The sequence below is a fragment of the Sinorhizobium fredii USDA 257 genome (assembly GCF_000265205.3).
In the GTDB taxonomy this organism is placed as follows: domain Bacteria; phylum Pseudomonadota; class Alphaproteobacteria; order Rhizobiales; family Rhizobiaceae; genus Sinorhizobium; species Sinorhizobium fredii_B.
In genome coordinates this window covers 1,570,895-1,593,956 of the sequence record NC_018000.1, presented here as the reverse complement: position 1 = coordinate 1,593,956, position 23,062 = coordinate 1,570,895, and the positions used below count along the sequence as shown (strand labels likewise).

Below are 23,062 nucleotides of genomic sequence, written 5' to 3'. Positions count from 1 at the left end.
AGATTTCGGACCTCAGTGCATCATTGCCAGCGCCGCGGCGAAAAAATCCTCGCCGCCGAAATTGCCGGATTTGAGCGCCAGCAGCATGTCGCCCTGGGCGTTGCCGACAGTACGAAGGACCGGCACGCCGGGGGCGATCTCGGGGCCGATCAGGAAGGCGGGGATGGCGAGCCTGTCGACCGTAGCACCTGAGGTCTCGCCGCCGGCGACGACGAGGCGCTTGACGCCGCGCGCCACCAGTTCGCTGGCAATCGTCGCGGTCGCGGTCTCGATGGCGTGACCGGACGCCTCCCGCCCGTATTGCGATTGCAGACGTGACACCACATCGGGCGAGGCGCTAGCGGCAATGGCAACCGGGCCCTTCAAGACCCGCTCTCCGGCCCAGGCAATCGCCGCGGAAATCTCGTTGGATCCCTTGAGCAACTTCTCGGTGTCGAGCCTCAGCACCGGCATAGCCGCTTCGGCCACGTCGAGCTGCCGGAGCGTTGCCGCCGAGCAGCTGCCGGCGACGATCGCAGCAAGCCCTCCGACGGGTCGAACCGCGTTCGACGTGGCGGCGCCTGCTGAAGAGGCGCGACCGGAGCGCGCGATTGCGCGCGCGAGGCCGAGGCCGAGGCCGGACGCGCCGGTTGACACCGGCGTCCGCAGCGCCACCGCGCCGAGCGTTTCAAGGTCGCGTTCTGAGGTCGCATCGGCGATTGCCGCGGTCATGCCCTCGCCGCGCAAGGCATCGAGCCGCGCCTTGACCGCAGCGGGTCCGGCTGTGACGGTCGGCAGGTCGATGAGGCCGACGCTTCCCTGCGACTGCCGGGCCATGACCCGCACCAGATTGGCGTCGTGCATCGGATTGAGCGGGTGATCCTTGAGCGGGCTTTCGTTGAGCGGCTGGCCGTTGACGAAAAGGTGGCCGAGATAGACCGTCCGCCCGGTTTCCGGAAAGGCCGGAGTGACGAGCACGATGCCGCCGCCGGCGGCTCGGCTCAGCGCTTCTGTCACCGGGCCGATATTGCCTTGATCGGTGGAATCGAAGGTCGAGCAGATCTTGTAGAGCACGTGGGCGGCACCGCGATCGCGCAACCATCGATCCGCCTTGCTTGCAGCAGCGACGGCTTCATCGGCGGCTATCGAGCGGATCTTCAGCGAAACGACCACCGCGTCGACCTCAGGCAAGGCGAGCGACGGGTCGGGAATGCCGACCGTCTGCACGGTCCGCAGGCCGTTTTTCGTCAGCGTATTGGCAAGGTCGGAGGCGCCTGTGTAGTCGTCGGCGATCGATCCGAGCAGGATTGTCATGGGTCAGCTCCGGAGAAAGGGTTTGAACCAGACAAGACCGTCGAGCGTGCGGCCGCGCGGCGAATATTCGCAGCCGACGAAACCGGCGTAGCCGAGGCGGTCGATCTCGGCGAAGAGATAGGAAAAGCTCAGCTCTTCGCCATCCGGCTCCTGCCGCGAAGGCACGCTGGCGAACTGGATATGGCCGGTAATCGGCATGAGGTGGCGGAGCGCCATCGTGACGTCGCCATGGATGATCTGGCGATGGTAGATGTCGAACTGGAGCTTCAGGTTGGCAAGCCCCAGTTCGGCGATCAGACGCTCGGCGGTGCCGAAGTCATTGAGGAAATAGCCAGGCATGTTGCGGCCGTTGATCGGCTCGATCAGGAGGTCGATCTCCTTCTCGGCGAGGCGCCCGGCGGTGTAGGTGACGGCGCGCCGGTAGCAGTTTGCCGCCTCGGGATCGGAGGAATCGGCCAGACCCGCCATCAGATGCAGGCGCTTCACACCGGTTGCGGCCGCATAATCGAGTGCGCGCTCGACATCGGCTTTCAATGCATCGAAGCGGCCGGGAAGGGCGGCAATGCCGCGCTCGCCCGCCGACCAGTCGCCCGGCGGCAGGTTGAAAAGCGCCTGCTGCAGCTTGTTGCGCGCGAGCCGTTCGGCGATAGCCTCCGGCGGCGCCTCATAGGGGAAGAGATATTCGACGGCCGTGAAACCCGCTTCCGCGGCGGCGTCGAAGCGGTCGAGGAACGACCACTCGTTGAACATCATTGTCAGATTGGCGGCGAAAACTGGCATGGGAAGCGTCCTTTACGCCTTGTTTGTGCCGGGCAACTCGGCGCCGGAAAGCTGGGCGTAGAGCCGCGCGAGCGAAGAATCGTCGTCGCGCCCCATGCCGGAACCCGAAGCGGCGAGATACATCTGCAGGGCGGCCGCGACCAGCGGCACAGGATAGCGCTCGGCCCGCGCCATGTCCTGGACGATGCCGAGATCCTTGACGAAGATCTCGATGGCGCTGAGCGGCGTGTAGTCGCCGGCGAGCACATGCGGGACGCGATTCTCGAACATCCAGGAATTGCCGGCCGAGGCGGTGATCACCTCGTAGACCTTGTCGAGATCGAGCCCCTGCTTGGCAGCGAAGGTGATCGCTTCGCAGGCGGCGGCGATGTGGACGCCAGCAAGAAGCTGGTTGATCATCTTGAAGGCCGCACCGGTTCCGGCGGCGTCGCCAAGTTCGTAGACCTTGGCGGCCATCGCGTCGAGCGCCGGACGGGCGGCGGCGAAGGCCTTGGCCGAGCCCGACGCCATGATCGTCAGTTCGCCCTTAGCGGCCCGCGCGGCTCCGCCGGAGATCGGCGCGTCGAGATAGTGGAGGCCGAGGGTCTCGACCTGCTCGCAGAGGCGGCGTGCAATTGCCGGATCCATGGTAGCCGACGAGACGAAGACGGCGCCGGGCTTCATGGCCGCCGCGACACCGCCCGGCCCGAACAGGATCGTTTCGGTCTGCGCGGCATTGACCACGACGGAAACGACGACGTCGGCATCTTGAACCGCTCCGGCGGGGGTCTCCGCGCCACGACCGCCTTCTGCGGCGAAGCGATCGACGGCTGCCGGAGTGATGTCGTAGCCGACGACGTCGAGGCCGGCGCGTTTCATGGACTGGGCCATTCCGAAGCCCATGGAACCGAGACCGATCACAGCCGCTGCGACGGCGCGTCCCGGACTTTCAGCGTGCGATGACATGCGGAGATTCTCCAGCTCTTATGGGGCAAAGGGAGCGCCGCCGGATCCGGCGGCGCCGATTTGGAAGCTTACCGGTTCACGGTCCTTGCGGGAACCGCCAGCACCGCCAGCGAACCGATGACGAGAGCCGCGGCGAGGAGATACATGCCCGCGCTGGTGTTGCCGGTGAAGTCCTTGAGATAGCCGACCAGGAATGGCCCGAGGAAACCGGCGAGATTTCCGACCGAGTTGATCCAGGCGATGCCGGCCGCGGCACCTGTCCCGGCAAGAAAAGCCGTCGGCAGCGACCAGAAGAGCGGTGCGCAACTAATGGCGCCGGCGGCAGCAAGCGACAGGCAGACGATCGCCAGCGTGGTGCTCGTTGCCATGGTCGCCGCGATAAAGCCGCCGGCGGCGATGACAGCCGGGACGACGAGGTGCCAACGCCGTTCGCGGAACCGGTCCGAGGAGCGCCCGAGCGCCAGCATGGCGACGAAGGTGCAAATATAGGGGATTGCGGAAATCAGGCCGATATTCAGGTTCCCGGTCACCCCGGTCGCCTTCACGAGTGTCGGCATCCAGAAATTCAGGCCGTATTGTCCGAGTACGAAGCAGAAATAGATGAGGCACATGCGCCAGACGCGCGGGTCGGTCAGGGTTCCGGTGATGCTGTGCGGGCTCGACGATTTGGTCCGGTTCTCGGCGTCAATATTGGCGGCCAGCAGCTTCTTTTCCTCCCTTGTCAGCCACTTTGCGTGCCCAATGGTGTCGTCAAGGTAGAAGAAGGTGGCCACACCGAAAAGGATCGCAGGAACCGCTTCGATCAGGAACATCCACTGCCAGCCGGAAAGGCCATGCGTTCCGTGGAAACTGTCCATCAGCAGGCCGGAAAGCGGATTGCCTAATATGGACGAGATCGGGATCGCCGACATGAAGGTGGTGATGATCTTGGCGCGCCGATGCGCCGGATACCAGGTCGTCAGATAAAGGATGATTCCGGGGAAGAACCCTGCCTCGGCGACACCCAGCAGGAAGCGCAGGATGTAGAAGACGGTTTCCGAGCTGGTGAACATGAAAGCGGCGGAGATGACGCCCCAGGTGATCATGATGCGGGCGATCCACACCCGGGCCCCGACCTTGTTGAGGATGACGTTGCTTGGCACCTCGAACAGAAAATAGCCGATGAAGAAAATACCGGCACCGATGCCGTAGGCCGCATCCGAAAGGCCAAGCTCGCTCGACATCTGCAGTTTGGCGAAACCGACATTGACGCGATCAAGATAGGCGATCACGTAGCACAGCATCAGGAACGGGATAATTCTCCAAAACACCTTGCTATAGGCGCGATCCTCCGCCGACCGGTCCGAATAGACGCCATCGATTGGCGCCGGGGTTTCCAGGGTCATGATTTCCTCCTCCAGAAATTTTCGCCGGGGCTCCTCGCAAATTGCTCCGACGGTGCGGCATAAATGGCAGCGCTGCCACTCTCCTGTAACGATCTTCGGCAGCGCTGCCAAGCCAAAATTGGTAGCGCTGCCAAAAAAAATGGAGTATCTGGATTCGACGGCGATGCGCTGGCGCCGGGGAACGTTGCGGTGGGCCGACCGCCGTCAGAGAGTCAGGTCTAACGTGGATTTCGATTTCAAGCAGCAGAGCGCGGTCACGCTTGCGGAGGTCGCCGAAGCCGCCGGTGTCGGCGAGAGCACGGTATCGCGCGTGCTCAGAAACGAGGGGTCGTTTTCGCGCAAGGCCAGGGAGCGGGTGATGGAGGCCGTCGAGCGGCTCGGCTATGTGCCGAACCGGATCGCGGGGACGCTCGCTTCCGCCGGTTCGCGCCTTGTCGCCTTCGTGATCCCTTCGCTCTCCAATATCGTCTTCCCCGACGTGCTGCGCGGCGCTAGCGGCGTTTTGGAGAAGAACAGGCATCAGGCCGTCTTTTCCGTCACCGATTACGATCCACAGCGCGAGGAGGCGCTTGTCGCCGCGATGCTCGCCTGGCGGCCGACGGCGGTCATGCTCGCTGGCTTCGAACACACCGAAGGCACGCTGAAGATGCTGCGCGCCAGCGGCTCCCGGGTCGTCGAAGTGCTCGATGTCGATGGCACGGCGGTCGATCTGGCCGTCGGCTTTTCCAATCGCGCGGCCGGGCGCGCCAGTGCCGAGTTCCTGCTGAAGCGCGGCTATCGCCGGATCGGCTATGTCGGGCACGACCTCGATCGCGATACCCGCGCCGGCAAGCGCTTTGCCGCCTTCTGCGAAACGCTCGCCGCTGCCGGTTCTCCGCTTGTTGATCGCGAGATTTGCTCCGGCGCGTCGTCGGTGGAAAGCGGACGGCTGGGCCTGGAGCGGCTGCTCGCCAGATATGTCGATCTCGATGCGGTCTACTTTTCCAACGACGATATGGCGATCGGCGGCTACTTTCACTGCCTGGCGCGCGGGATTTCGATTCCCTCGCAACTGGCGATCTTCGGCTACAACGGCCTCGATATCGGCCGGGTGACGCCGCAGCCGTTGTCGACCATTCGCACCCCTCGCGTTGCGACGGGGCAATTGGCGGCGGAACTCGTCGTCACCAACGCGCCGCCCCAGGTGGTCGATCTCGGCTTCGAACTGGTCGAAGGCGCAACCGCCTGAATTGAAAGGATCTGCAATGTCCGAGAGCCGACTGCGCGAGGAAATCTGCCGTTACGGACGATCGCTGTTCGAGCGAGGGCTGACGCCGGGCTCCTCCGGCAACATCTCGCTCAGGCTCGACGACGGCGGCTGGTTGGTAACCCCCACCAACGCATCGCTCGGCTTTCTCGACCCGGCCCGCATCGCGCGGCTCGATGCCGAGGGGCGGCTCGTCTCAGGCGACAAACCGACGAAAGAGATACCGCTGCACACGGCCCTTTATGAGTCACGCGGCAGCGCCCGTGCCATCGTCCATCTCCATTCGACCCACGCGGTTGCGCTCACCATGCTGCCGGAGATCGATCCGCGCGCAGCGCTGCCGCCGATGACGCCCTATTATCTCATGCGCGCCGGCGAGACGGCGCTGGTACCCTACTACCGCCCCGGCGACCCGGCAGTCGCCGACGCGATCCGCGGGCTCGCCGGCAAATATTCTTCCGTGCTCCTTGCCAATCATGGGCCGGTGGTGGCGGGAGACAGCCTCGAAGCGGCGGTCTTCGCCACGGAGGAACTGGAGGAAACGGCGAAGCTCTATCTGCTTCTGCGCAACCTCAACCCGCGTTACCTCAGCCCGGATCAGGTGGCCGATCTCGTCAACACCTTCGGTCTCGATCTGCCCTCCCATCACGACCATGATGGCCATGACCACGGTTGAGGCCCGATAGCCGCGGCCGACAAGTCCTCTAAATCACTGAAACAGCCGGTTGAGGCGCCGTTCCTTCGCGGCCACCGCGGGCAGCTCCTGGTGCGCCGCACGAGAAATGCGTGCATTTTTGGTGCAGTGCGGCGACGAACTGGCCTTGACCGGAGGCTCGATGACGGCCTCTATTCGTATTACTGATCTGCTGGACCAACCAGTGGATCAGTGAAGGAGTGGCGCCGATGACTGGCAGTCCGATACTCACGCAGATGCCGAAGGTGGGGCGCAGCCTCGACCGCCGTACGGCGCGTGAGGTGATTGCCGACAAGCTGATGGTGCTGGTGGCGACGAACATGCTGAGACCCGGCGATGAACTGCCGGGCGAACGGGAGCTCGCCAACGTCCTCCATGTCAGCCGCGAGACGGTGCGCGGTGCAATTCAGACGCTTGCGGCGCGCGGCATCATCGAGGTGTCGCAAGGAAGCCGAAGCCGCGTTGCCGATGTCGATCTCAGCGACGTGACGGTGACTATCGCTTCGCCGAACGCCATCGACAGCTATGATCTCGAGGACGTCCATGCCGCTCGGCTGCACCTGGAGCTGAAGGTGGTCGGTGACGCTGCCGAAAACATCGACGAGGAAGCGCTGAAGAAGCTCGAAAGCCTACTCGACGCTCAGAGGCTCGGCGGCGACGACGCGATGCGTTTCCTCATCTGCGACCGCGAATTCCACGTGGCGATCTACCGGGCCTGCGGCAATCCGCTGCTCTCGGACTTCGTCACGGACCTGTATACTTACATGATGGACTACCGGCGCAGCGCCATGTCGCGCCCCGGGGCGATCGAGGCCAGTTACAAGGATCACAGCGAAATCGTCGAGGCGCTGCGGCGGCACGACCGCGAGGCGGTCGTCGCAGCCTTTCACCAACACCTGATGCGCATCTATCAGACGACGAAGGAATTGCTCGTCGACGCGAACGGCAGGAAACAGAAGCACAAAAGCACGCGCAACCCGGAGTGATCCGGGTGTGGCCGAACGGAGGAGGTTCGCCGCGAATGCATGTCATGATCATAGGTGCGGCCGGCATGATCGGCCGGAAACTCGTCGACAAACTGGCATCCGAGCCGGGCACCCTCGGCTACGAGATCGCGCGGCTGACGCTGGTGGATGTGATCGAACCGCCGGTTCCTGCGGCGTTTTCCGCAATCTCGACGGCGCTGGCGCTCGATCTCTCATCGGAGCGCAGCGCCGAGCAGCTGGTCGCGACGCGGCCGGACGTCATCTTTCACCTCGCGGCAATTGTTTCGGGCGAGGCGGAGGCGGATTTCGACAAGGGCTATCGCGTCAATCTCGACGGGACGCGGTCGCTCTTCGAGGCCATCCGCCGCGAGGGTCAACGCGAGCGCTATTGCCCGCGTCTCGTTTTCGCCTCCTCGATTGCCGTCTTCGGACAGCCGTTTCCGGAAAAGATCGGTGACGAGTTCTTCACGACGCCGCTGACGAGCTATGGCACCCAGAAGGCGATCTGCGAATTGCTGCTTGCCGATTATTCGCGGCGCGCCTTTTTCGACGGCATTGGCATCCGCCTGCCGACCATCTGCATCCGGCCGGGCAAGCCGAACAAGGCGGCGTCCGGCTTCTTCTCCAACATCCTGCGCGAGCCGCTTGCCGGGCAGGAGGCTATTCTACCGGTCGACGAAAACGTTCGCCACTGGTTCGCAAGCCCGCGCTCGGCCGTCGGCTTCTTCGTCCACGCGGCGCGAATGGATACAGGCCGGATCGGCCCGCGGCGCAACCTGACCATGCCGGGATTGTCCGCGCTGGTCGGGGAGGAGATCGAGGCGCTGAAGCGCATTGCCGGCCCAAAGGCCGCGAGCCTCATCCGCCGTGAGCCGGACCCGGTCATCGGCGCGATCGTCGCCGGCTGGCCGACGAATTTCGATGCGCGCCGTGCGCGCGAACTGGGCTTTACGGCCGAAAGCAGCTTCGACGAGATCATCCGGATCCATATCGAGGACGAACTCGGAGGGAAGATCTGACATGACGCAGGGCAAGAGATCGGGCGAGGGAAAGATCGCGCTGGTGACAGGCGGAGGTTCCGGCGTCGGGCGCGGCATCGCCACGGGACTGAGCGCCGAGGGCTACCTCCTCGTCATCACCGGGCGTCGTGCGGATGTGTTGCAGCGCGCGGTGGCGGAAATCGCCGCGCAAACCGGCGGCATTGTCCGGGCGATCGCCTGCGATGTTGGCGATCCCGGCCAGGTTGCAGCGCTTTTCGATGCGGTCCGGGCAGAGTTCGGGCGGCTCGACCTGCTTGTCAACAATGCCGGTTCGACCGTGCCGCCGGTGCCGCTCGAAGAGGTGACGTTCGAGCAGTGGAGCGGAATTGTTGCGGCGAACCTGACCGGCGCCTTTCTCTGCACCCAGCAGGCGTTCCGTTTGATGAAGACGCAGGACCCGCGCGGCGGCCGGATCATCAACAACGGCTCGATTTCGGCGACGACGCCCCGGCCCAACTCGGCACCCTACACCGCGACCAAGCACGCGATCACCGGGCTTACCAAGTCGACGGCGCTCGACGGGCGGCCGTTCGACATTGCCTGCGGGCAAATCGATATCGGCAATGCCGCAACCGACATGACGCAGAGGATGAGCAGCGGCGTGCTGCAGGCCAATGGTGAGATCGCGGCGGAGCCGACCATTCCGGTCGAGCATGTCGCCGACGCCGTCGTCTACATGGCGAGCCTGCCACTCACGGCGAACGTGCTGACGATGACGGTGATGGCAACGAAGATGCCGCTGGTCGGTCGCGGATAGGATCAAAGCCTTTGCCCGTCCACTGAGGGATGGAGGCAGAGCAGGATTGAGTTTTGGGAGGAACGCGAATGGCAGGCGTGGATTTTGTCGATGTCCGGAAATCCTTCGGGGCTATTCCCATCATCAAGGGCGTGAACATCGAAATCGAGGACGGCGAGTTCGTCATTCTCGTCGGTCCGTCCGGCTGCGGAAAATCGACCTTGCTGCGAATGCTGGCGGGTCTCGAGAACATCACTGCCGGTGAAATCCGCATCGGCGACCGCGTCGTCAACCGGCTGCCGCCGAAAGATCGCGACATCGCCATGGTGTTCCAGAACTACGCGCTCTATCCGCATATGACGGTCGCCGACAACATGGCCTTCTCGCTGATGCTGGCAAGCAGGCCGAAGGCCGAGATCGACAAGCGGGTCGGCGTGGCGGCGGATATTCTAGGCCTCTCGAAGTTGCTCGACCGCTTTCCGCGTCAGCTTTCCGGCGGCCAGCGTCAGCGCGTCGCCATGGGCCGGGCGATCGTGCGCGATCCGCAGGTGTTCCTGTTCGATGAACCGCTCTCGAACCTCGACGCGAAGCTGCGCGTCGCCATGCGCGCCGAGATCAAGGAATTGCACCAGCGGCTGAAGACGACGACGGTCTATGTCACCCATGACCAGATCGAGGCGATGACCATGGCCGACAAGATCGTCGTCATGCATGACGGCATCGTCGAGCAGATCGGCGCACCGCTCGAGCTCTACGACCATCCGGCCAATCTCTTCGTCGCCGGCTTCATCGGTTCGCCGGCAATGAACATGATTCGCGGCCGGCTTCACTCCGAAGACCCGACGGCCTTCATGACCGCCGACGGCACGGCGCTTCCCGTCGCCCGGCCTGCTGCGGCCGCCCGCGGCCGCGATCTCGTTTATGGCCTCAGGCCCGAATACATGTCGCTCGACCCGAACGGTCTTCCGGCCGAGGTCGTGGTGATCGAGCCGACCGGCTACGAAACTCAGATGATCGCCAGGCTCGGCGGCCACGAGGTGACCTGTGTGTTTCGTGAGCGGGTGACTGCCAAGCCCGGCGAAACGATCCGCCTGGCGATCGATGGCGCCCATGTTCACCTGTTCGACGCCGAAACCGGGCGGCGACTAATCGACTGATGCCCGAGCGGACGGGGAAGGGGAGGAGCCTTCCTCGATGCCGCGCGGGTGATGCCAGGCAATGCCAGGCATCGGGGTCGCCGCATTCGCCAAGCGGGACGGCGAATGGCGGAAGAAATGCTCCCGCTGTTTCAAGGAGGAGTACCAAATGCCGATAAAGAGACGTGACTTTCTCGCAGGTTCCGCGGCGATTGCCGGTATAACGGGGCTTTCGCCGCTCGGGATCCGCCCATCCTTCGCGCAAGCCGCCGAGCCGAGCTACAAGCCGGAAGAAGGCGCAAGCCTCAGGCTTCTGAGGTGGACGCCCTTCGTCAAGGGCGACGAGGACGCCTGGCTTGCCAACACCAAGAAGTTCACCGAGTCAACCGGCGTCGAGGTCCGCATCGACAAGGAAAGCTGGGAAGACATTCGCCCGAAGGCGGCCGTCGCCGCGAATGTCGGCTCCGGCCCGGATATGGTGATGTGCTGGTTCGACGATGCGCATCAATATCCGGACAAGCTCGTCGACGTCACCGAACTCGCCAATTACCTCGGCAACAAATATGGCGGCTGGTACGACGGCGTGAAGGGCTATGCGACTCGCGACGATAAGTTCATCGCCATGCCGCTGACGGCGATCGGCAACGCCGTCTGCTACCGCGACAGTCATATGAAAGCGGCGGGCTTCAGTGAATTCCCCAAGGACACGGCAGGCTTCCTCGAGCTCTGCAAGGCGATGAAGGCTAAGGGCACGCCGGCCGGCTTCCCGCACGGCAAGGCGGTCGGCGACGGCAACAACTACGCCCACTGGCTGCTCTGGAGCCACGGCGGCAAGATGGTCGACGAAGGCGGCAAGGTCACCATCAACAGCCCCGAGACGCTGGCGGCGATCAACTACGCCAAGCAGCTCTACGAGACCTTCATTCCGGGCACGGAAAGCTGGCTCGACATCAACAACAACCGCGCCTTCCTCGCCGGCCAGGTATCGCTGACGGCGAACGGCGTCTCGCTCTACTATGCTGCCAAGAAGGACGCGGCGCTCGCCGAGCTGGCGGCGGACATCCGCACCACCAACTTCCCGATCGGCCCGGTCGGCCAGAGCGTCGAACTGCACCAGACGAGCTCGATCCTGCTCTTCAGCCACAGCCAATATCCGGAAGCGGCCAAGGCCTACATCAAGTTCATGATGGAGGCCGACCAGATGAATGCCTGGATCCAGGGTTCGAGTGCCTACTGCTGCCAGCCGCTGAAGGCGTTCGCCAACAACCCGGTCTGGACCTCCGACCCGATCCATGCGCCCTATGCCAAGGCCTCCGAGACCCTTCGGCCGAATGGCTATGCCGGTCCGCTCGGCTATGCCTCGGCAGGCGTTATGGCGGATTACGTCCTGGTCGACATGTTCGCAGCCGCAGTGACCGGCCAAATGACGCCTGAGGACGCCGTTGTCGAGGCCGAACGACGGGCGAACCGCTACTATCGCGTCTGATCCCTCGTGGCGGCCTGTCGGCCGCCGCGACCACCGATGACGCCGGCGGCGAGGCCGCCGGCTCTGCTTCTGAACCCATTTCCTGGCCGGAGAAATTCGATGTCCATCACGTCGTCCGGAAAGCCGCCATCTGCCATGGCTTCGCTGATGCAGAACAACAATGTGCTCGGCCTGCTGTTCATGCTGCCGGCCGCCGTCTTTCTCATCTGCTTCCTCACCTATCCGCTGGGGCTCGGCGTCTGGCTCGGCTTCACCGACACCCGCATCGGCCGCGATGGCATCTTCATCGGCCTAGAGAACTACGCGTTCCTGGCACGGGATTCGGTCTTCTGGCTCTCGGTCTTCAATACGCTGCTCTATACTTTCGTGGCGTCGATCCTCAAGTTCGCGCTCGGCCTGTGGCTGGCGCTGCTGCTCAACGAAAACCTGCCGTTCAAATCCTTCTTCCGCGCCATCGTCCTTCTTCCCTGGGTGGTGCCGACGGTGCTTTCGGCGCTCGCCTTCTGGTGGATCTACGACTCCCAATTCTCGATCATATCCTGGTCGCTGATGCAACTCGGCCTTATCGACGGACCGATCAATTTCCTCGGTGACCCGACCAACGCGCGTGCCTCGGTGATTGCCGCCAATGTCTGGCGCGGCATTCCCTTCGTGGCGATCTCGCTGCTTGCCGGGCTGCAGACGATCCCGGCGTCGCTGCAGGAGGCGGCCTCGCTCGACGGCGCCACCAGCTGGCAGCGCTTCCGCTACGTCACCCTGCCGATGCTGACGCCGATCATTGCCGTCGTGATGACCTTCTCGGTGCTCTTCACCTTCACCGATTTCCAGCTCATCTACGTGCTGACCAAGGGCGGGCCGGTCAACGCCACCCATTTGATGGCGACGCTTTCCTTCCAGCGCGGCATTCCGGGCGGCCAGCTCGGCGAAGGGGCGGCGATCGCCGTCGCCATGGTGCCCTTCCTGCTCGCCGCCATCATGTTCAGCTTCTTCGGCCTGCAGCGCCGCAAATGGCAGCAGGGCGGCCAGGATTGAGATCGGGAGGATAAGATGAACACGACCACGAAAATGCAAGACGAGGTCCTCACCGATACCGCCGAGGGCATGAGCTATCTCAACCGCCTGCCGCGCCGGATCGTCACGCTCTACCTGCCGATGGCGGTCTTCGTCTTCGTGCTGCTCTTCCCGTTCTACTGGATGGCGATCACGGCGGTGAAGCCGAATTCGCAGCTCACCGACTACAACAATTACAGCCCCTTCTGGGTGGTCGGTCCGACGCTCGATCACATAAAATATCTGCTCTTCGAGACCTCCTATCCGGGCTGGCTGTGGAACACGATGCTCGTCGCTCTCGGCTCGACGATCCTTTCGCTGGGGGCGTCGATCTTCGCGGCCTATGCGATCGAGCGGGTGCGCTTCACCGGCTCGCGGCCTGTCGGGCTGATGATCTTCCTCGCCTATCTGGTGCCGCCGTCGATCCTGTTCATCCCGCTCGCCTTCATCGTCTTCAAGTTCGGCATCTACGATTCCAAGCTGGCGCTGATCTTTACCTATCCGACCTTCCTCATTCCGTTCTGCACCTGGCTGCTGATGGGCTATTTCCGCTCGATCCCGTTCGAACTGGAGGAAAGCGCGCTGGTGGACGGAGCGACACGCTGGCAGATTCTTGTCCGGATCATCCTGCCGCTCGCCGTGCCGGGACTGATATCGGCCGGCATCTTCGCCTTCACGCTTTCCTGGAATGAGTTCATCTATGCGCTGACATTCATCCAGTCGTCGGAGAACAAAACCGTCCCTGTCGGTGTGCTGACGGAACTGGTGCGCGGCGACGTGTTCGAATGGGGCGCGCTGATGGCCGGCGCGCTGTTCGGCTCGCTGCCGGTGGTCATCCTCTATTCGTTCTTCGTTGACTACTACGTCTCCTCGATGACGGGCGCGGTCAAGGAGTGACCAACCGCGCCAATATCGTCAGCGCCGTCCCGCCAGCAGGAGGACGAGGGTTGCGATGATGGCGGCGAATGGCGCCCAGGCACCGGCATCCTCCAGTGCAAGGAGGGTCAGGCCGCTGAAGGCGCACCAGACAAGCGGGATCGGCAGAAGCAGCCAGCTCCGCTTACTGGAGATCGCCAACACGGTGCCGAGCGTCGTCGTCGCCGTCGGATCCGGCATCATCACGAATGTCTCGGCCGAGGCGAGGGAGCGCCCCGCCAACAGGGCGAGGCAAGGATAGACGAGCAAGCCAAAAAGCATGACGCCGATGCCGCCGCGGTGCCGCAGCCGGCTTACGGGCGGGCCGGCCTGTCCCGCCGCGCCGGGCTGCAGGGCCATCAATCCGGCCTGTAACAGGAATGCGGCTGCCGCGTAGGACATGCCCCAATGGATCGCCGCGTAGCGCAGCCAGAGAAACTGCCAGGCGCAGAACAGCCAGGCTGCAGCGAGCAGCGGAAAGATCGCGACACGGGCGCGCGGCACGCGCGTCGCTGCCGATACCAGGACAAGAAATGCGCCGGCGACGAAAACAAGCTGCAGCGGCCAGAAGTCCTGATTGTAGCGTTCGATAAGACGGAAATAGACGCGCGGCGAGAACATCAGCAAGTCGGAGAGCGTGTAGGTCGCCCATTCCGACATCAGCCAGCGTCCCGGTCAGTCGGAAGGCTGCTCACAGCGCTTCCACATAGTCGATCATGCGCCGGCGCATCTTCTCGTCCGGCAGGTTGCCGCTTGCGGCCTCGAGGTTCTCGCGTACGTGGTCGACGCGGGTGGTTGCCGGAATCGCGCAGGTCACCGCCGGATGGGAGATGATGAATTTAAGCAGGAACTGCGCCCAGTTGCGGGCGCCCGTCTCGGCGAGCCAGTCCGGCAACGGCTCGTCCTCGAGTTGGCGGATCAGCTCGCCCTGCCGGAACGGCCGGTTGACGATGACGGCGATGCCTTTTTCCTGCGCCAGCGGCAGGATGCGGTCCTCGACCTTGCGGTCGAGAATATTGTAGGTGGCCTGGACGAAATCGATCGGCTGGCTTGCCATGATCCTTTCGATCTCGCGATGTCTGCGCTCCTCCGATGTCGTAATGCCGACATAGCGCAATTTTCCCGCGGCCCTCATTTCAATGAGAGCCGGCAGGTGTTCTTCCCAGGACACGAGGTTGTGGACTTGCATGAGGTCGAATTTGTCGACACCCCAATAGGCGCGCGACGCCTCGATCTGCGGGCCTCCCTGTTCCGGATCCGATATCCAGACCTTCTCTGCGGAAAACAGGTGCTTCGGATAGCCGAGCTTGCGAAGCCCGTAGCCGATCGTTGGCTGGGAAGAGCTGTACATAGGCGAGGAATCGATCATCCGACCGCCGGCCTCGAAGAAGGCGGCGATCACGTCGGCGCATTCGTCCTTAAGCACCGGATCGTCGCCGACGTTGAAGGTGATCCAGGTACCGAGACCGACCAGCGGCATCGGTTCCTTCGTTGACGGAATCGGCCTCGTGAGGATGCCGGCCGACTGGCCAAAGGCCAGCCGCGGCGCGAGCGGCAGCAATATGCCGAGACCGAGCCCCTGAATGGTCGCGCGCCGAGTGAACGCCATCGGTCGCCCTCCTCATTGCCTTTGCGGGAGTGATCGGGCGGATAATGAACCTGCTTGCAGAGGCGCTGAAGCCACGAATTCGTGATCCAATCGACGCACCCCAAGAAACGGAGCTCAATGCGTTCCCCCAAAGGCGTGCTCGAGCGCGGCAATGTCGAGCTTCACCATGCCGAGCATGGCTTCGGTTGCGCGTTTGGCTCGGTCGCGATCGGGACTGGACATCATCTCGCCGAGAACCCGCGGCGCGATCTGCCAGGAGAGACCCCAGCGGTCCTTCAGCCAGCCGCATTGCTCCGCCTCGCCGCCATGGGCGAGGAAGGCGTTCCAGATGCGGTCGATTTCCTCCTGACTGTCGCACTCGACCAGGATCGAGAAGGCGTGGTTGAAGGGATCGAGAGGTCCGGCTTCCAGCGCGATGAAATTCTGCTCGTCCAAGGTGAACTCGATCACCTTGACGCTGCCGGGAGGCCCACTCGGCGTCTCGGCGGGCACGCTCGTCTCGCCCGAAATGGCTGAATTCGGAATGAGCGAGACATAGAAATCCACCGCTTCGCGAGCGTTCTTGGCGAACCAGAGATGAGAAACAATCCTGGGCATCGAACAATCTCCTCTGACATGTCCAATGCCATGAAGACGTGCCGGCCTGCTGGAAACCGACAGCTTGGCTCAAAAAAAGCACGTGGAAGCCAAGCCGCGGCTGTCGCTGTTTTAGCCTCGTGCGCTCGCGAATTGTCGATCCTTCCCGATCCCCGGAAGCGGCCCTGTTACCAGGGTCGCCAGCCACTCGACCAGTAGCGCTCCTTCAACTCGCTCAAACGATCCTCGATGTCGGAGATCACGTCCTCGATGCGCGAGGAGCGCCGTGCGTACCAGGACGGACGGCTGGTGCTTGCCAGGATCAAGCCGATGAGGCCAACCAAGGCGACGGCAGTCCAGGCCGGATGCTCCCTTGCCATCTCTCCGGCCCTGCGGCCCGTGTCCCTGACCGTATTGGCGACCGCCCTGCCGGAGGGAATGCCGAGATCGGCGAGCGTGTCTTTCAGCGCATCGACCTGATCACGAAGCCACCGGACTTCCTCTTCCATGCTCTTTTGATTGGGAGCGCCGACCGTGCCGGTCTTGGTATCGACGACGCCGCGCGGGACAGCGGAGCCGATTGGTTTTTCCTGTGCCATTTGCTGATCCTCCATTTCTGGGCCCGTGAGGTGGTCCCCGAGAGGAAAACGGCGACCGGCCTTTGGAGTTCCTTTGTATGGACCGGCGGCCCGGTTGCGTGCGGAATCCGCGCCATCGTGCTGCACTCCGCCGTGGATCGTGCCCGCGTTCGAGAGCTGCCAGCGCCGGCGCGGCAGCAATCCCTCACCACAGGCGTGGGCCGATGACGCATTCCGCGTGCTGTTCGACGCATATGGGGTCTTTTTTCTGACGTGTTAGATCCACTATCCGCGCATTCTCACGCCTCGAAAACAGAAGGCAGATCATGACGAATATCGCGCAGATGCAGGAACAGCGACTGACGGCACTCCAACTGACCCGGGATGGCGCGCCGAGGCTGCCGTCGAACCCGTTCTTTGGCGTCGGCCCGATTACCGATGCGACCACCGACGAAGTGGACAGCCGCCTGCGGCGCATCGCCTTCGACACCTGGATCGAGAAGACCTATCGCAAGTTCGACGACAGGGGCAACGACATTGGCGGCTTCACCACCGCCGAGATCTCCCGCAGCATGCACCGCGGCTATCCGGCAGATAAGATCCTCACCGACATGATGCGGGCGATCCATCGCTATTTCGGCTTTCCGAAGACGAACCGCATGGCAGTGGGGCTCGGCGGTGGCCACAGCGGCTACACTGTCTGCGTCCAGCACCTGATGAACGCCAATGACGCCTCCCAACGCGTCTATGTCGATACGCCGCAGCCAGAGAGCGATCCGTCGAAAGCCGCCGGCTTCTTCCGCCAGTCCTGGGCCACCCAGCTGATCGAGATGCAGCGCTTTGCCGAAAAGGGCTGCGAGAGCCGCATCCATTTCGCCGGCTCCGAAGGCGTGATCCCGACGGCAGCCGAGCTCTCCGCCCTCGGCGTTTCGATCTTCGTCGGTGTCGGCCACGAGACGACCGGGGCCAATGCCTATACCAGCGCCGAGGTCCGCGAGCTTTTGAACTGGCTCGACGGCGATCCGGCAAACCGCCATGCGGTGTTCGATGCCACCTCGATGCTCGGCGCGATGCCGTGGGAGCCCGGACTGGTCGAAGCCGTGATGGCGAAGTGCTGCCTGTTCATGCCGTTCCAGAAGGCGATCGGCGGCGTGTCCGGGTATTTTGTCGCGTCCTTCACGCCGCATGCCCTGGCCCTGATCGAGAAGAACCAGCAGGATCCTGCCTGGGCGATCCCGCGCCAGCTGAAGATTGCGCCGCCGATCGATCCCCGGCAGCCGCTTTCCGCCAGGCGCTCCGTCGATGCCGGGCCATTCTATGATGCCGCCGAAGACCGCATGCTCGGCGGCGTCATCAACACCTACAGCGCGCTCGCCTTTGCCGAGACCACCTTCGGCCTTTTGCAGTCGGAGGCTCGGGTCGGCTCTGTCGTCGAGCTCAACCGCCGCTCTGCCGCCAATCGCAAGGTGATCGACGAGTGGGTCAGGTCGCATCCGCTTCTGTCGCTGACCGTCACCGATGCCGAACGGCGCGGCGCGGCGGTGACGCTGCTGAAGGTCGAAGACGAGGGCATCACCGATCCCGACATTCACGCCCGCATCATCGCCCGTTCGAAGCAGTTGCTCGGCTATGAGGGCATTACCCATCCGAACGGGGAATATGAGCCCGGCCTAGATGCCGCCCGCTACGTCAATGCCTTCCCGGGAACGCCCGGAGACTACCGCGCCTGGGTCGGCGGCATTCGCGAGCCGGAAGATGTCGTCGCACTGCTGGAGAACCTGCAATACGCCTATCTGCGCGCCAAGATCGTCGTTCTCGAAGAGGAACTGGCGAAGAACGGCGTCACTTTCGAGGCGCCGGCCAAGGTGGACGGGCCTGTCCGCAAGGACGATCCGGCGCGCGCCTATACGGTGCTGATCGCCGATCTGGTCGGCCTGCGCTTCGGCACCGACGGCCAGCCGGATCACAGCGAAATCAAGGCCTATATCGAGGAAAAGGGCGGCGTCTTCCATCTCGCGCCGCTCGGCGACCGGTCGGCGCTCGAGAAGGGCCGCATCCACTTCTTCTACCAGCCGAATCTCAGCACCGAAACGGAGATCCTGCCGCAGACCGACAAGGGCCAGTACGACGCGCTGATCGCGGCTGCGACCTTCATCCCGAAGGCCGCCGTATTCCCGCTCGGCGGCGTGCGCATCGGCGCCGGCACCGGCAACATGGGCTCGGCCTCCTGGGGTGGCGGCAATGGCGAGGGCGGCGACGCGCCGCTGATGAACACGCCGGGCATCAACAGCCGGGCGACCGCCCAGATGGCGATGAAGGCGATCCTCAGGGTCGTTCCCGACCTGCCGGTCGACAGGCTGCACCGGATGGTCGTGGACGGCGACTTCGACACCGGCCGTCAGCTCAAGGATTTTCCGACCGCCAAGCTCGAGGGGCGAAAGATTGCCATTCTCGGCTACGGCAATATCGGCCGGGAAGTCGCCAAGCTTGCCAAGGCCTTCGGCATGAAGGTGGCGGTCTACGCCCGCGAGCATCACAAGCGCTGGATCGAGGCGGAAGGCTTCGAATATGCCGCCAATCCGGTTGCAGCGGCGAGCGGCGCCGACGTGCTCTCCGTCCATATCGGACTTGGACGCCTGGATGCGGCGACCGGTATCTATTCCAATGCCGGAACCGTCGATGGGACGGTGCTCGCCGCGATGAACGACGGCGCGGTGCTGGTCAACTACGACCGGGGCGAGGTCGTCGATGCCCCCGCGCTCGACGCGGCGTTGACCTCCGGCAAGATCGTGCATGCGGCGATTGACGCCGACCTCTTCAAGGACGCCGCGACCGGCAGGCTCAGCGGACCAATGCTGCCTTACCTGCCGCTCGAAGAGCGTCACAAGGGCAAGCTGGAGCTGCTGCCGCATGCGGCCGCGGACACCGACCATCCTTCGCGGGTGACCGGTGCGAAGCAGGCGGTCGACCAGATCTTCGACGTCATCCGCTTCAAGTCGGTCACCAATCTCAAGGGTGACCTGCCGGAGGGCTACGTGTCGGCCGGCAGCCGTACGCCCGCCGGCATCGGCCGGGTGACGAAGCAGGCGGTCACCGAGGTCGGTGGCAAGGCGGAGCTCCTGAAGGAACTGCGGCAAACCTCGGAAAAGGTCGCGGCGATCGTCGGCGCGCTCTCCGCCGTATCCGATCCGGACCATCGCGGCCGGATCATCGATCGCTACACCGGCCTGTTGGTCGAAAGTGCCGACCGGCAGCGGGCGCTGCTCGACCAACTCGGCCTCTATGGTCCGGCGGAGGCGTGAGACCTGTTGACCCAAGCTCAGGACATGATCAATCCACCATCGACGTTGATTGTCTGTCCGGTAATGTAAGCGGCATCTTCCGACGCCAGGAAAGCGACGAGGGCGCCGACTTCGGCAGGCGTTCCCGCCCTGCCCATCGGAATGCCGCGGACCCATTCGGCCATAAGTTCGCCCGGGCCGTATTCGCCGAGCATTTCGCCCCAGACCCGGTCATTATAGTCCCACATCTCGGTGTGGATGATGCCGGGGCATATCGCGTTGGCGGTGATGCCTTCGCGGGCGAGTTCTTTGGCAAGGCTTTGCGTCAGACCGACGACGCCAAACTTCGAGGCGGCGTAGTGCGGGGTGTAGATGAAACCCTGGCGGGCCTGGCCGGAGGCGGTGTTGATCAGGCGGCCCTTCGTGCCGCTGGCGCGGAAGCGGCGGATCGCCTCCTGGCAGCACAGGAACACGCCCTTGGTGTTGACGTCGAGGTTCAGGTCCCATTCGCGCTCGGTGAGGTCTTCGACCTTGGTGATGGTGATGACGCCGGCATTCTGCACCGAAACGGCGATGGGGCCGAGATTCGACTCGGCCGCGCCGTAGGCGTCCTGCACGGCCTTGGCGTCGGTCACGTCCAGCACGAGGCCGATCACGTCTGCGCCGGTTTCCTGCGCGAGCGCCTCGGCGGCCGCCGGCGTGTCGTTCTCGATCGCGGCGATCGCGACCTTGGCGCCTTCATCGGCAAAGCGCTTGGCGATGCCGCGGCCGATTCCCTTGTTACCGCCGGTGACGAAAATCGTCTGGCCTGCAAAACGTCTCATGGTCTTTTCTCCATAATGCGCGAGCAGGCCAATGGCTGATCTCGGGTAAGATCAGGCCGTCAGCCTTGCTGCGGTGAACTTGTCGGTGACGAGCACATCGACCACGCCCAGTTTCAGGGCGCCTGCGATGGCCTTGGTTTTCGATTCGCCGCCCGCCAATGCCATGACGCGGTCGGCTTTCCTGAGATCTTCGAGCGAAATGCCGATTACCCGCTCGTTGAGCGGCGTTTCAACCGGCTTTCCATCCTTGTCGTAAAAGCGGAAGGAAATTTCGCCGACGGCGCCGGCCTCGTTCAGCATGGCCAGTTCCTGACGGGAGAAGACGTTGCCGGAGCGGGCGAGGAGTTCGGACGGCTCCACCGCACCGATGCCGACGATCGCAAGGCTGAGGCGGCCGAATAGGTCCATCGTCTCGCGCACGACCGGGTCGGCCAGCATGACGAGTTTTGCCTCGCGCGAGGAGGTGATGCCCTGAACGAGCAGCAGCCGCGGCTCGCCGCCGGTCAGTCTCGCAAGACGCGCCGTCAGCTGCGTGGCGTGAGTCTGGACCGACGCGTCCCCCATGCCGCCCAGGATTTGCACGATGTATTTGGCTTTGGCGTTCTTCAGCGGGTGGATGTTGTCCACCATGCGCAGGATTGTCTGGCTCCAGCTCGAGACGCCGATGATCTCGTCCTGCTGCAGGGTAACTTCGACGAAATGGGCGGCTGCCTCGCCGATTCGCGCCATGATTGCGCCGTCGCGGTCCTCGGAACAGTCGATGACGATCGCCTCGGTCAGGCCGTATCGGTCACGCAGCGCGGTTTCAAGTTCGGCGAAAGTGCCGGGCGGCGGAATGACGGTGGTGCGGACGATATCTTCCTGCTCGGCCCGCTTCAGCATGCGCGAAACGGTCGCCTGCGACATGTGCATGATCTCGGCAATGTCTGCCTGCCGTTTGCCTTCGACATGATACATCTGCGCAACTCGGGCGATCAGTCGCAGCTCGTTGAGCCGTCCCATTGGGTCCTCCAGGGTGAATTTTTATTCACTCATAGTTGAAGGCGCCGAAAGGGTCGAGCGGTAGATTGCGTCCTGCCAGACCAGAAGCCTTTCCGTGGCGTCGCAAGCACGCGGAACAAGGGCATTGCCGGCGCGCGGCAGCGCGGCAATGGCGGCAAGATCGGGCCAGACGTCCAATGAAAGACCCGCCAGATAGGCCGCGCCGAGGGCGGAGGCCTCGGGCGCGTCGCACTGGGTAATGACCTGGTTCAGAGTATCGGCCACGCACTGCATCAGGAAGGTGTTCTTGCTCGGCCCGCCATCCGCATAGAGGTGACCGAGCGGCGTCGGCGACTGCGCCGAGATGACCTTGAAGACATCATGGACCTGAAAGGCCATCGAATCCGTCACAGCGCGGGCCATCTGGGCGCGGGTCGTGTTGAAGGTGATGCCGGAGAACAGCGCCCGTGCATCCGCCTGCCAATAGGGTGCGCCGAGGCCCACGAAGGCCGGCACGAAGCCGGGGCCGCCGGGCTCAGCCGTTGCGGCAAGATCGGTCAGGGCTTGCACATCCGGCAGGCCGAGCATCTCGACCATCCATGGCAGAGCTGCGGCCGAGACGAGGATATTGCCTTCGAAGGCATAGGTCGGCTGGCCGCCGATCGACCAGGCGATTGTCGTAGTGATGCCCTGGTGCGGCGCGACGAAGCGGGGCAGCGTCGTCATGATCGACGAGCCGGTTCCGAAGGTCACCTTGCCGTCGCCGGGATTGAAGGCACCGTGCCCGAAGAGCGCTGCATGGCTGTCGCCGATAGCCGAGGCGATCGGAATACCGTCCGGGAGCCCGGGCACATTTCTGGTCACGCCGAAGCGGGACGCACTGTCCCGCACCTCCGGCAGGGTGGATTTCGGCACGCCGAACAGGTCGCAGAGCTCGTCGCTCCACGCCTGGCGGTTGAGATCGTAAAGCTGGCTGCGGGCGGCATTGGCGGCGTCGCAGGCATGCACCGCGCCATCCGTGAAGCAATGGATCAGCCAGGCGTCGATCGTACCCAACCGGACGTCGTGTCCGGCGGGGACGCGATCGAGCAGCCATTTCATCTTGGGGCCGGGGAACATCGGGTCGATGGGGAGGCCGGTGAGCGCCTGGACGCGGGCGGCGTGGCCCGCCGCGATCAGTTCGGCGCAGACCGGCGCGCTGCGGCGGCATTGCCAGCTCACCACCGGGCCGAGCGGCTTGCCCGTTGCGGCATCCCAAACGGTGACCGACTCGCGCTGGTTGGAAATCGCGATGCCCAGGACGTCGACGGCGGGCCCGGCCTGCAGACAGGCGGCAATCGCCTCCTGCACCGATTCCCATATGCGCAGCGGGCTCTGCTCCACCCAGCCGGGCTGCGGGTGCTCGATGCCGACCGAAGACGAACCGCGCGACAGGATTTCTCCGCTCGTCGAAACGAGCACGGCCTTTGAATTCGTTGTGCCCTGGTCGATGGCGAGAATGGCGGTCGTCATGGCGGCTCC

General features: G+C 64.0%; 21 protein-coding genes. 10 read left to right on the top strand and 11 right to left on the bottom strand.

The window, feature by feature from the left end; translation table 11 throughout:
- Nucleotides 1-12 precede the first annotated feature (12 nt).
- From otnK to USDA257_RS07325, 4 genes are all read right to left on the bottom strand, one after another.
- Nucleotides 13-1,293 (bottom strand): 3-oxo-tetronate kinase, encoded by a 1,281-nt coding sequence (gene otnK / locus USDA257_RS07340; protein ID WP_014762276.1) that lies wholly within the window; start codon nt 1,291-1,293, stop codon nt 13-15.
- Nucleotides 1,294-1,296: 3 nt separating this feature from the next.
- Complete coding sequence (gene otnI / locus USDA257_RS07335) at nt 1,297-2,073, bottom strand: 2-oxo-tetronate isomerase (protein ID WP_014762275.1); 777 nt, start codon at nt 2,071-2,073, stop codon at nt 1,297-1,299.
- A 12-nt stretch (nt 2,074-2,085) separates the two neighbouring features.
- Nucleotides 2,086-3,018 carry an L-threonate dehydrogenase gene (ltnD, locus tag USDA257_RS07330; protein WP_014762274.1) on the bottom strand — a complete coding sequence of 311 codons (933 nt, stop codon included), beginning with the start codon at nt 3,016-3,018 and terminating at the stop codon, nt 2,086-2,088.
- A gap of 68 nt (nt 3,019-3,086) precedes the next feature.
- On the bottom strand, nt 3,087-4,403 hold the full coding sequence (locus USDA257_RS07325; protein WP_014762273.1) for an MFS transporter: 1,317 nt from the start codon (nt 4,401-4,403) through the stop codon (nt 3,087-3,089).
- A gap of 223 nt (nt 4,404-4,626) precedes the next feature.
- Here USDA257_RS07325 and USDA257_RS07320 point away from each other — a divergent pair, with 223 nt between their 5' ends.
- The 9 genes from USDA257_RS07320 (at nt 4,627) to USDA257_RS07280 (ending at nt 13,674) form a co-directional block, all read left to right on the top strand.
- Nucleotides 4,627-5,631, top strand: a complete 1,005-nt coding sequence (locus tag USDA257_RS07320) for a LacI family DNA-binding transcriptional regulator (RefSeq protein ID WP_041415012.1) — start codon at nt 4,627-4,629, stop codon at nt 5,629-5,631.
- A 16-nt stretch (nt 5,632-5,647) separates the two neighbouring features.
- A complete protein-coding gene (gene otnC, locus USDA257_RS07315) occupies nt 5,648-6,325 on the top strand; it encodes a 3-oxo-tetronate 4-phosphate decarboxylase (protein WP_014762271.1) in 678 nt (225 codons plus the stop codon).
- Nucleotides 6,326-6,552: 227 nt separating this feature from the next.
- The gene (locus USDA257_RS07310) at nt 6,553-7,329 is read left to right on the top strand and encodes a FadR/GntR family transcriptional regulator (protein WP_014762270.1); all 777 of its coding nucleotides are present in this window, start codon (nt 6,553-6,555) and stop codon (nt 7,327-7,329) included.
- A 35-nt stretch (nt 7,330-7,364) separates the two neighbouring features.
- Nucleotides 7,365-8,348, top strand: a complete 984-nt coding sequence (gene denD, locus USDA257_RS07305; protein WP_014762269.1) for a D-erythronate dehydrogenase — start codon at nt 7,365-7,367, stop codon at nt 8,346-8,348.
- A 1-nt stretch (nt 8,349) separates the two neighbouring features.
- Nucleotides 8,350-9,126 (top strand): SDR family oxidoreductase, encoded by a 777-nt coding sequence (locus USDA257_RS07300; protein ID WP_014762268.1) that lies wholly within the window; start codon nt 8,350-8,352, stop codon nt 9,124-9,126.
- Between the two features lie 68 nt (nt 9,127-9,194).
- Nucleotides 9,195-10,262 carry an ABC transporter ATP-binding protein gene (locus USDA257_RS07295; protein ID WP_014762267.1) on the top strand — a complete coding sequence of 356 codons (1,068 nt, stop codon included), beginning with the start codon at nt 9,195-9,197 and terminating at the stop codon, nt 10,260-10,262.
- Between the two features lie 148 nt (nt 10,263-10,410).
- Complete coding sequence (locus tag USDA257_RS07290; RefSeq protein WP_014762266.1) at nt 10,411-11,727, top strand: ABC transporter substrate-binding protein; 1,317 nt, start codon at nt 10,411-10,413, stop codon at nt 11,725-11,727.
- Between the two features lie 99 nt (nt 11,728-11,826).
- Nucleotides 11,827-12,759, top strand: coding sequence for a carbohydrate ABC transporter permease (locus USDA257_RS07285; RefSeq protein WP_014762265.1), 933 nt, complete (start codon nt 11,827-11,829; stop codon nt 12,757-12,759).
- Nucleotides 12,760-12,774: 15 nt separating this feature from the next.
- The gene (locus USDA257_RS07280) at nt 12,775-13,674 is read left to right on the top strand and encodes a carbohydrate ABC transporter permease (RefSeq protein ID WP_014331333.1); all 900 of its coding nucleotides are present in this window, start codon (nt 12,775-12,777) and stop codon (nt 13,672-13,674) included.
- An 18-nt stretch (nt 13,675-13,692) separates the two neighbouring features.
- Here the strand turns inward: USDA257_RS07280 and USDA257_RS07275 are convergent, their stop codons facing one another.
- The 4 genes from USDA257_RS07275 to USDA257_RS07260 all read right to left on the bottom strand — a co-directional run bounded on the left by USDA257_RS07275 (nt 13,693) and on the right by USDA257_RS07260 (nt 16,476).
- Nucleotides 13,693-14,352 (bottom strand): DUF6064 family protein, encoded by a 660-nt coding sequence (locus USDA257_RS07275; protein WP_014762264.1) that lies wholly within the window; start codon nt 14,350-14,352, stop codon nt 13,693-13,695.
- A 31-nt stretch (nt 14,353-14,383) separates the two neighbouring features.
- Nucleotides 14,384-15,301 carry an aldo/keto reductase gene (locus tag USDA257_RS07270; protein ID WP_014762263.1) on the bottom strand — a complete coding sequence of 306 codons (918 nt, stop codon included), beginning with the start codon at nt 15,299-15,301 and terminating at the stop codon, nt 14,384-14,386.
- Nucleotides 15,302-15,415: 114 nt separating this feature from the next.
- Nucleotides 15,416-15,898, bottom strand: a complete 483-nt coding sequence (locus USDA257_RS07265; RefSeq protein WP_014762262.1) for a VOC family protein — start codon at nt 15,896-15,898, stop codon at nt 15,416-15,418.
- Between the two features lie 167 nt (nt 15,899-16,065).
- Nucleotides 16,066-16,476 carry a hypothetical protein gene (locus tag USDA257_RS07260; RefSeq protein ID WP_014762261.1) on the bottom strand — a complete coding sequence of 137 codons (411 nt, stop codon included), beginning with the start codon at nt 16,474-16,476 and terminating at the stop codon, nt 16,066-16,068.
- A 305-nt stretch (nt 16,477-16,781) separates the two neighbouring features.
- Between USDA257_RS07260 and USDA257_RS07255 the strand changes: the two genes are divergently transcribed.
- Nucleotides 16,782-19,757 carry an NAD(P)-dependent oxidoreductase gene (locus tag USDA257_RS07255; RefSeq protein ID WP_014762260.1) on the top strand — a complete coding sequence of 992 codons (2,976 nt, stop codon included), beginning with the start codon at nt 16,782-16,784 and terminating at the stop codon, nt 19,755-19,757.
- 17 nt (nt 19,758-19,774) lie between these two features.
- Here the strand turns inward: USDA257_RS07255 and USDA257_RS07250 are convergent, their stop codons facing one another.
- The 3 genes from USDA257_RS07250 to USDA257_RS07240 are packed head-to-tail and all read right to left on the bottom strand — an operon-like array spanning nt 19,775 to nt 23,053.
- Complete coding sequence (locus tag USDA257_RS07250; protein ID WP_014762259.1) at nt 19,775-20,560, bottom strand: SDR family oxidoreductase; 786 nt, start codon at nt 20,558-20,560, stop codon at nt 19,775-19,777.
- 51 nt (nt 20,561-20,611) lie between these two features.
- Complete coding sequence (locus USDA257_RS07245) at nt 20,612-21,562, bottom strand: sugar-binding transcriptional regulator (RefSeq protein WP_014762258.1); 951 nt, start codon at nt 21,560-21,562, stop codon at nt 20,612-20,614.
- A 21-nt stretch (nt 21,563-21,583) separates the two neighbouring features.
- Nucleotides 21,584-23,053, bottom strand: a complete 1,470-nt coding sequence (locus USDA257_RS07240) for an FGGY family carbohydrate kinase (RefSeq protein WP_014762257.1) — start codon at nt 23,051-23,053, stop codon at nt 21,584-21,586.
- Nucleotides 23,054-23,062 lie beyond the last annotated feature (9 nt).

Coding starts and splice junctions, on each gene's coding strand:
- denD (WP_014762269.1), top strand. CDS start 7,365: ATGCATGTCATGATCATAGGTGCGGCCGGCATGATCGGCCGGAAACTC.
- USDA257_RS07250 (WP_014762259.1), bottom strand. CDS start 20,560: ATGAGACGTTTTGCAGGCCAGACGATTTTCGTCACCGGCGGTAACAAG.
- USDA257_RS07260 (WP_014762261.1), bottom strand. CDS start 16,476: ATGGCACAGGAAAAACCAATCGGCTCCGCTGTCCCGCGCGGCGTCGTC.
- USDA257_RS07295 (WP_014762267.1), top strand. CDS start 9,195: ATGGCAGGCGTGGATTTTGTCGATGTCCGGAAATCCTTCGGGGCTATT.
- USDA257_RS07325 (WP_014762273.1), bottom strand. CDS start 4,403: ATGACCCTGGAAACCCCGGCGCCAATCGATGGCGTCTATTCGGACCGG.
- otnC (WP_014762271.1), top strand. CDS start 5,648: ATGTCCGAGAGCCGACTGCGCGAGGAAATCTGCCGTTACGGACGATCG.
- ltnD (WP_014762274.1), bottom strand. CDS start 3,018: ATGTCATCGCACGCTGAAAGTCCGGGACGCGCCGTCGCAGCGGCTGTG.
- USDA257_RS07285 (WP_014762265.1), top strand. CDS start 11,827: ATGTCCATCACGTCGTCCGGAAAGCCGCCATCTGCCATGGCTTCGCTG.
- USDA257_RS07245 (WP_014762258.1), bottom strand. CDS start 21,562: ATGGGACGGCTCAACGAGCTGCGACTGATCGCCCGAGTTGCGCAGATG.
- USDA257_RS07290 (WP_014762266.1), top strand. CDS start 10,411: ATGCCGATAAAGAGACGTGACTTTCTCGCAGGTTCCGCGGCGATTGCC.
- otnK (WP_014762276.1), bottom strand. CDS start 1,293: ATGACAATCCTGCTCGGATCGATCGCCGACGACTACACAGGCGCCTCC.
- USDA257_RS07240 (WP_014762257.1), bottom strand. CDS start 23,053: ATGACGACCGCCATTCTCGCCATCGACCAGGGCACAACGAATTCAAAG.
- otnI (WP_014762275.1), bottom strand. CDS start 2,073: ATGCCAGTTTTCGCCGCCAATCTGACAATGATGTTCAACGAGTGGTCG.
- USDA257_RS07255 (WP_014762260.1), top strand. CDS start 16,782: ATGACGAATATCGCGCAGATGCAGGAACAGCGACTGACGGCACTCCAA.
- USDA257_RS07280 (WP_014331333.1), top strand. CDS start 12,775: ATGAACACGACCACGAAAATGCAAGACGAGGTCCTCACCGATACCGCC.
- USDA257_RS07275 (WP_014762264.1), bottom strand. CDS start 14,352: ATGTCGGAATGGGCGACCTACACGCTCTCCGACTTGCTGATGTTCTCG.
- USDA257_RS07270 (WP_014762263.1), bottom strand. CDS start 15,301: ATGGCGTTCACTCGGCGCGCGACCATTCAGGGGCTCGGTCTCGGCATA.
- USDA257_RS07300 (WP_014762268.1), top strand. CDS start 8,350: ATGACGCAGGGCAAGAGATCGGGCGAGGGAAAGATCGCGCTGGTGACA.
- USDA257_RS07310 (WP_014762270.1), top strand. CDS start 6,553: ATGACTGGCAGTCCGATACTCACGCAGATGCCGAAGGTGGGGCGCAGC.
- USDA257_RS07265 (WP_014762262.1), bottom strand. CDS start 15,898: ATGCCCAGGATTGTTTCTCATCTCTGGTTCGCCAAGAACGCTCGCGAA.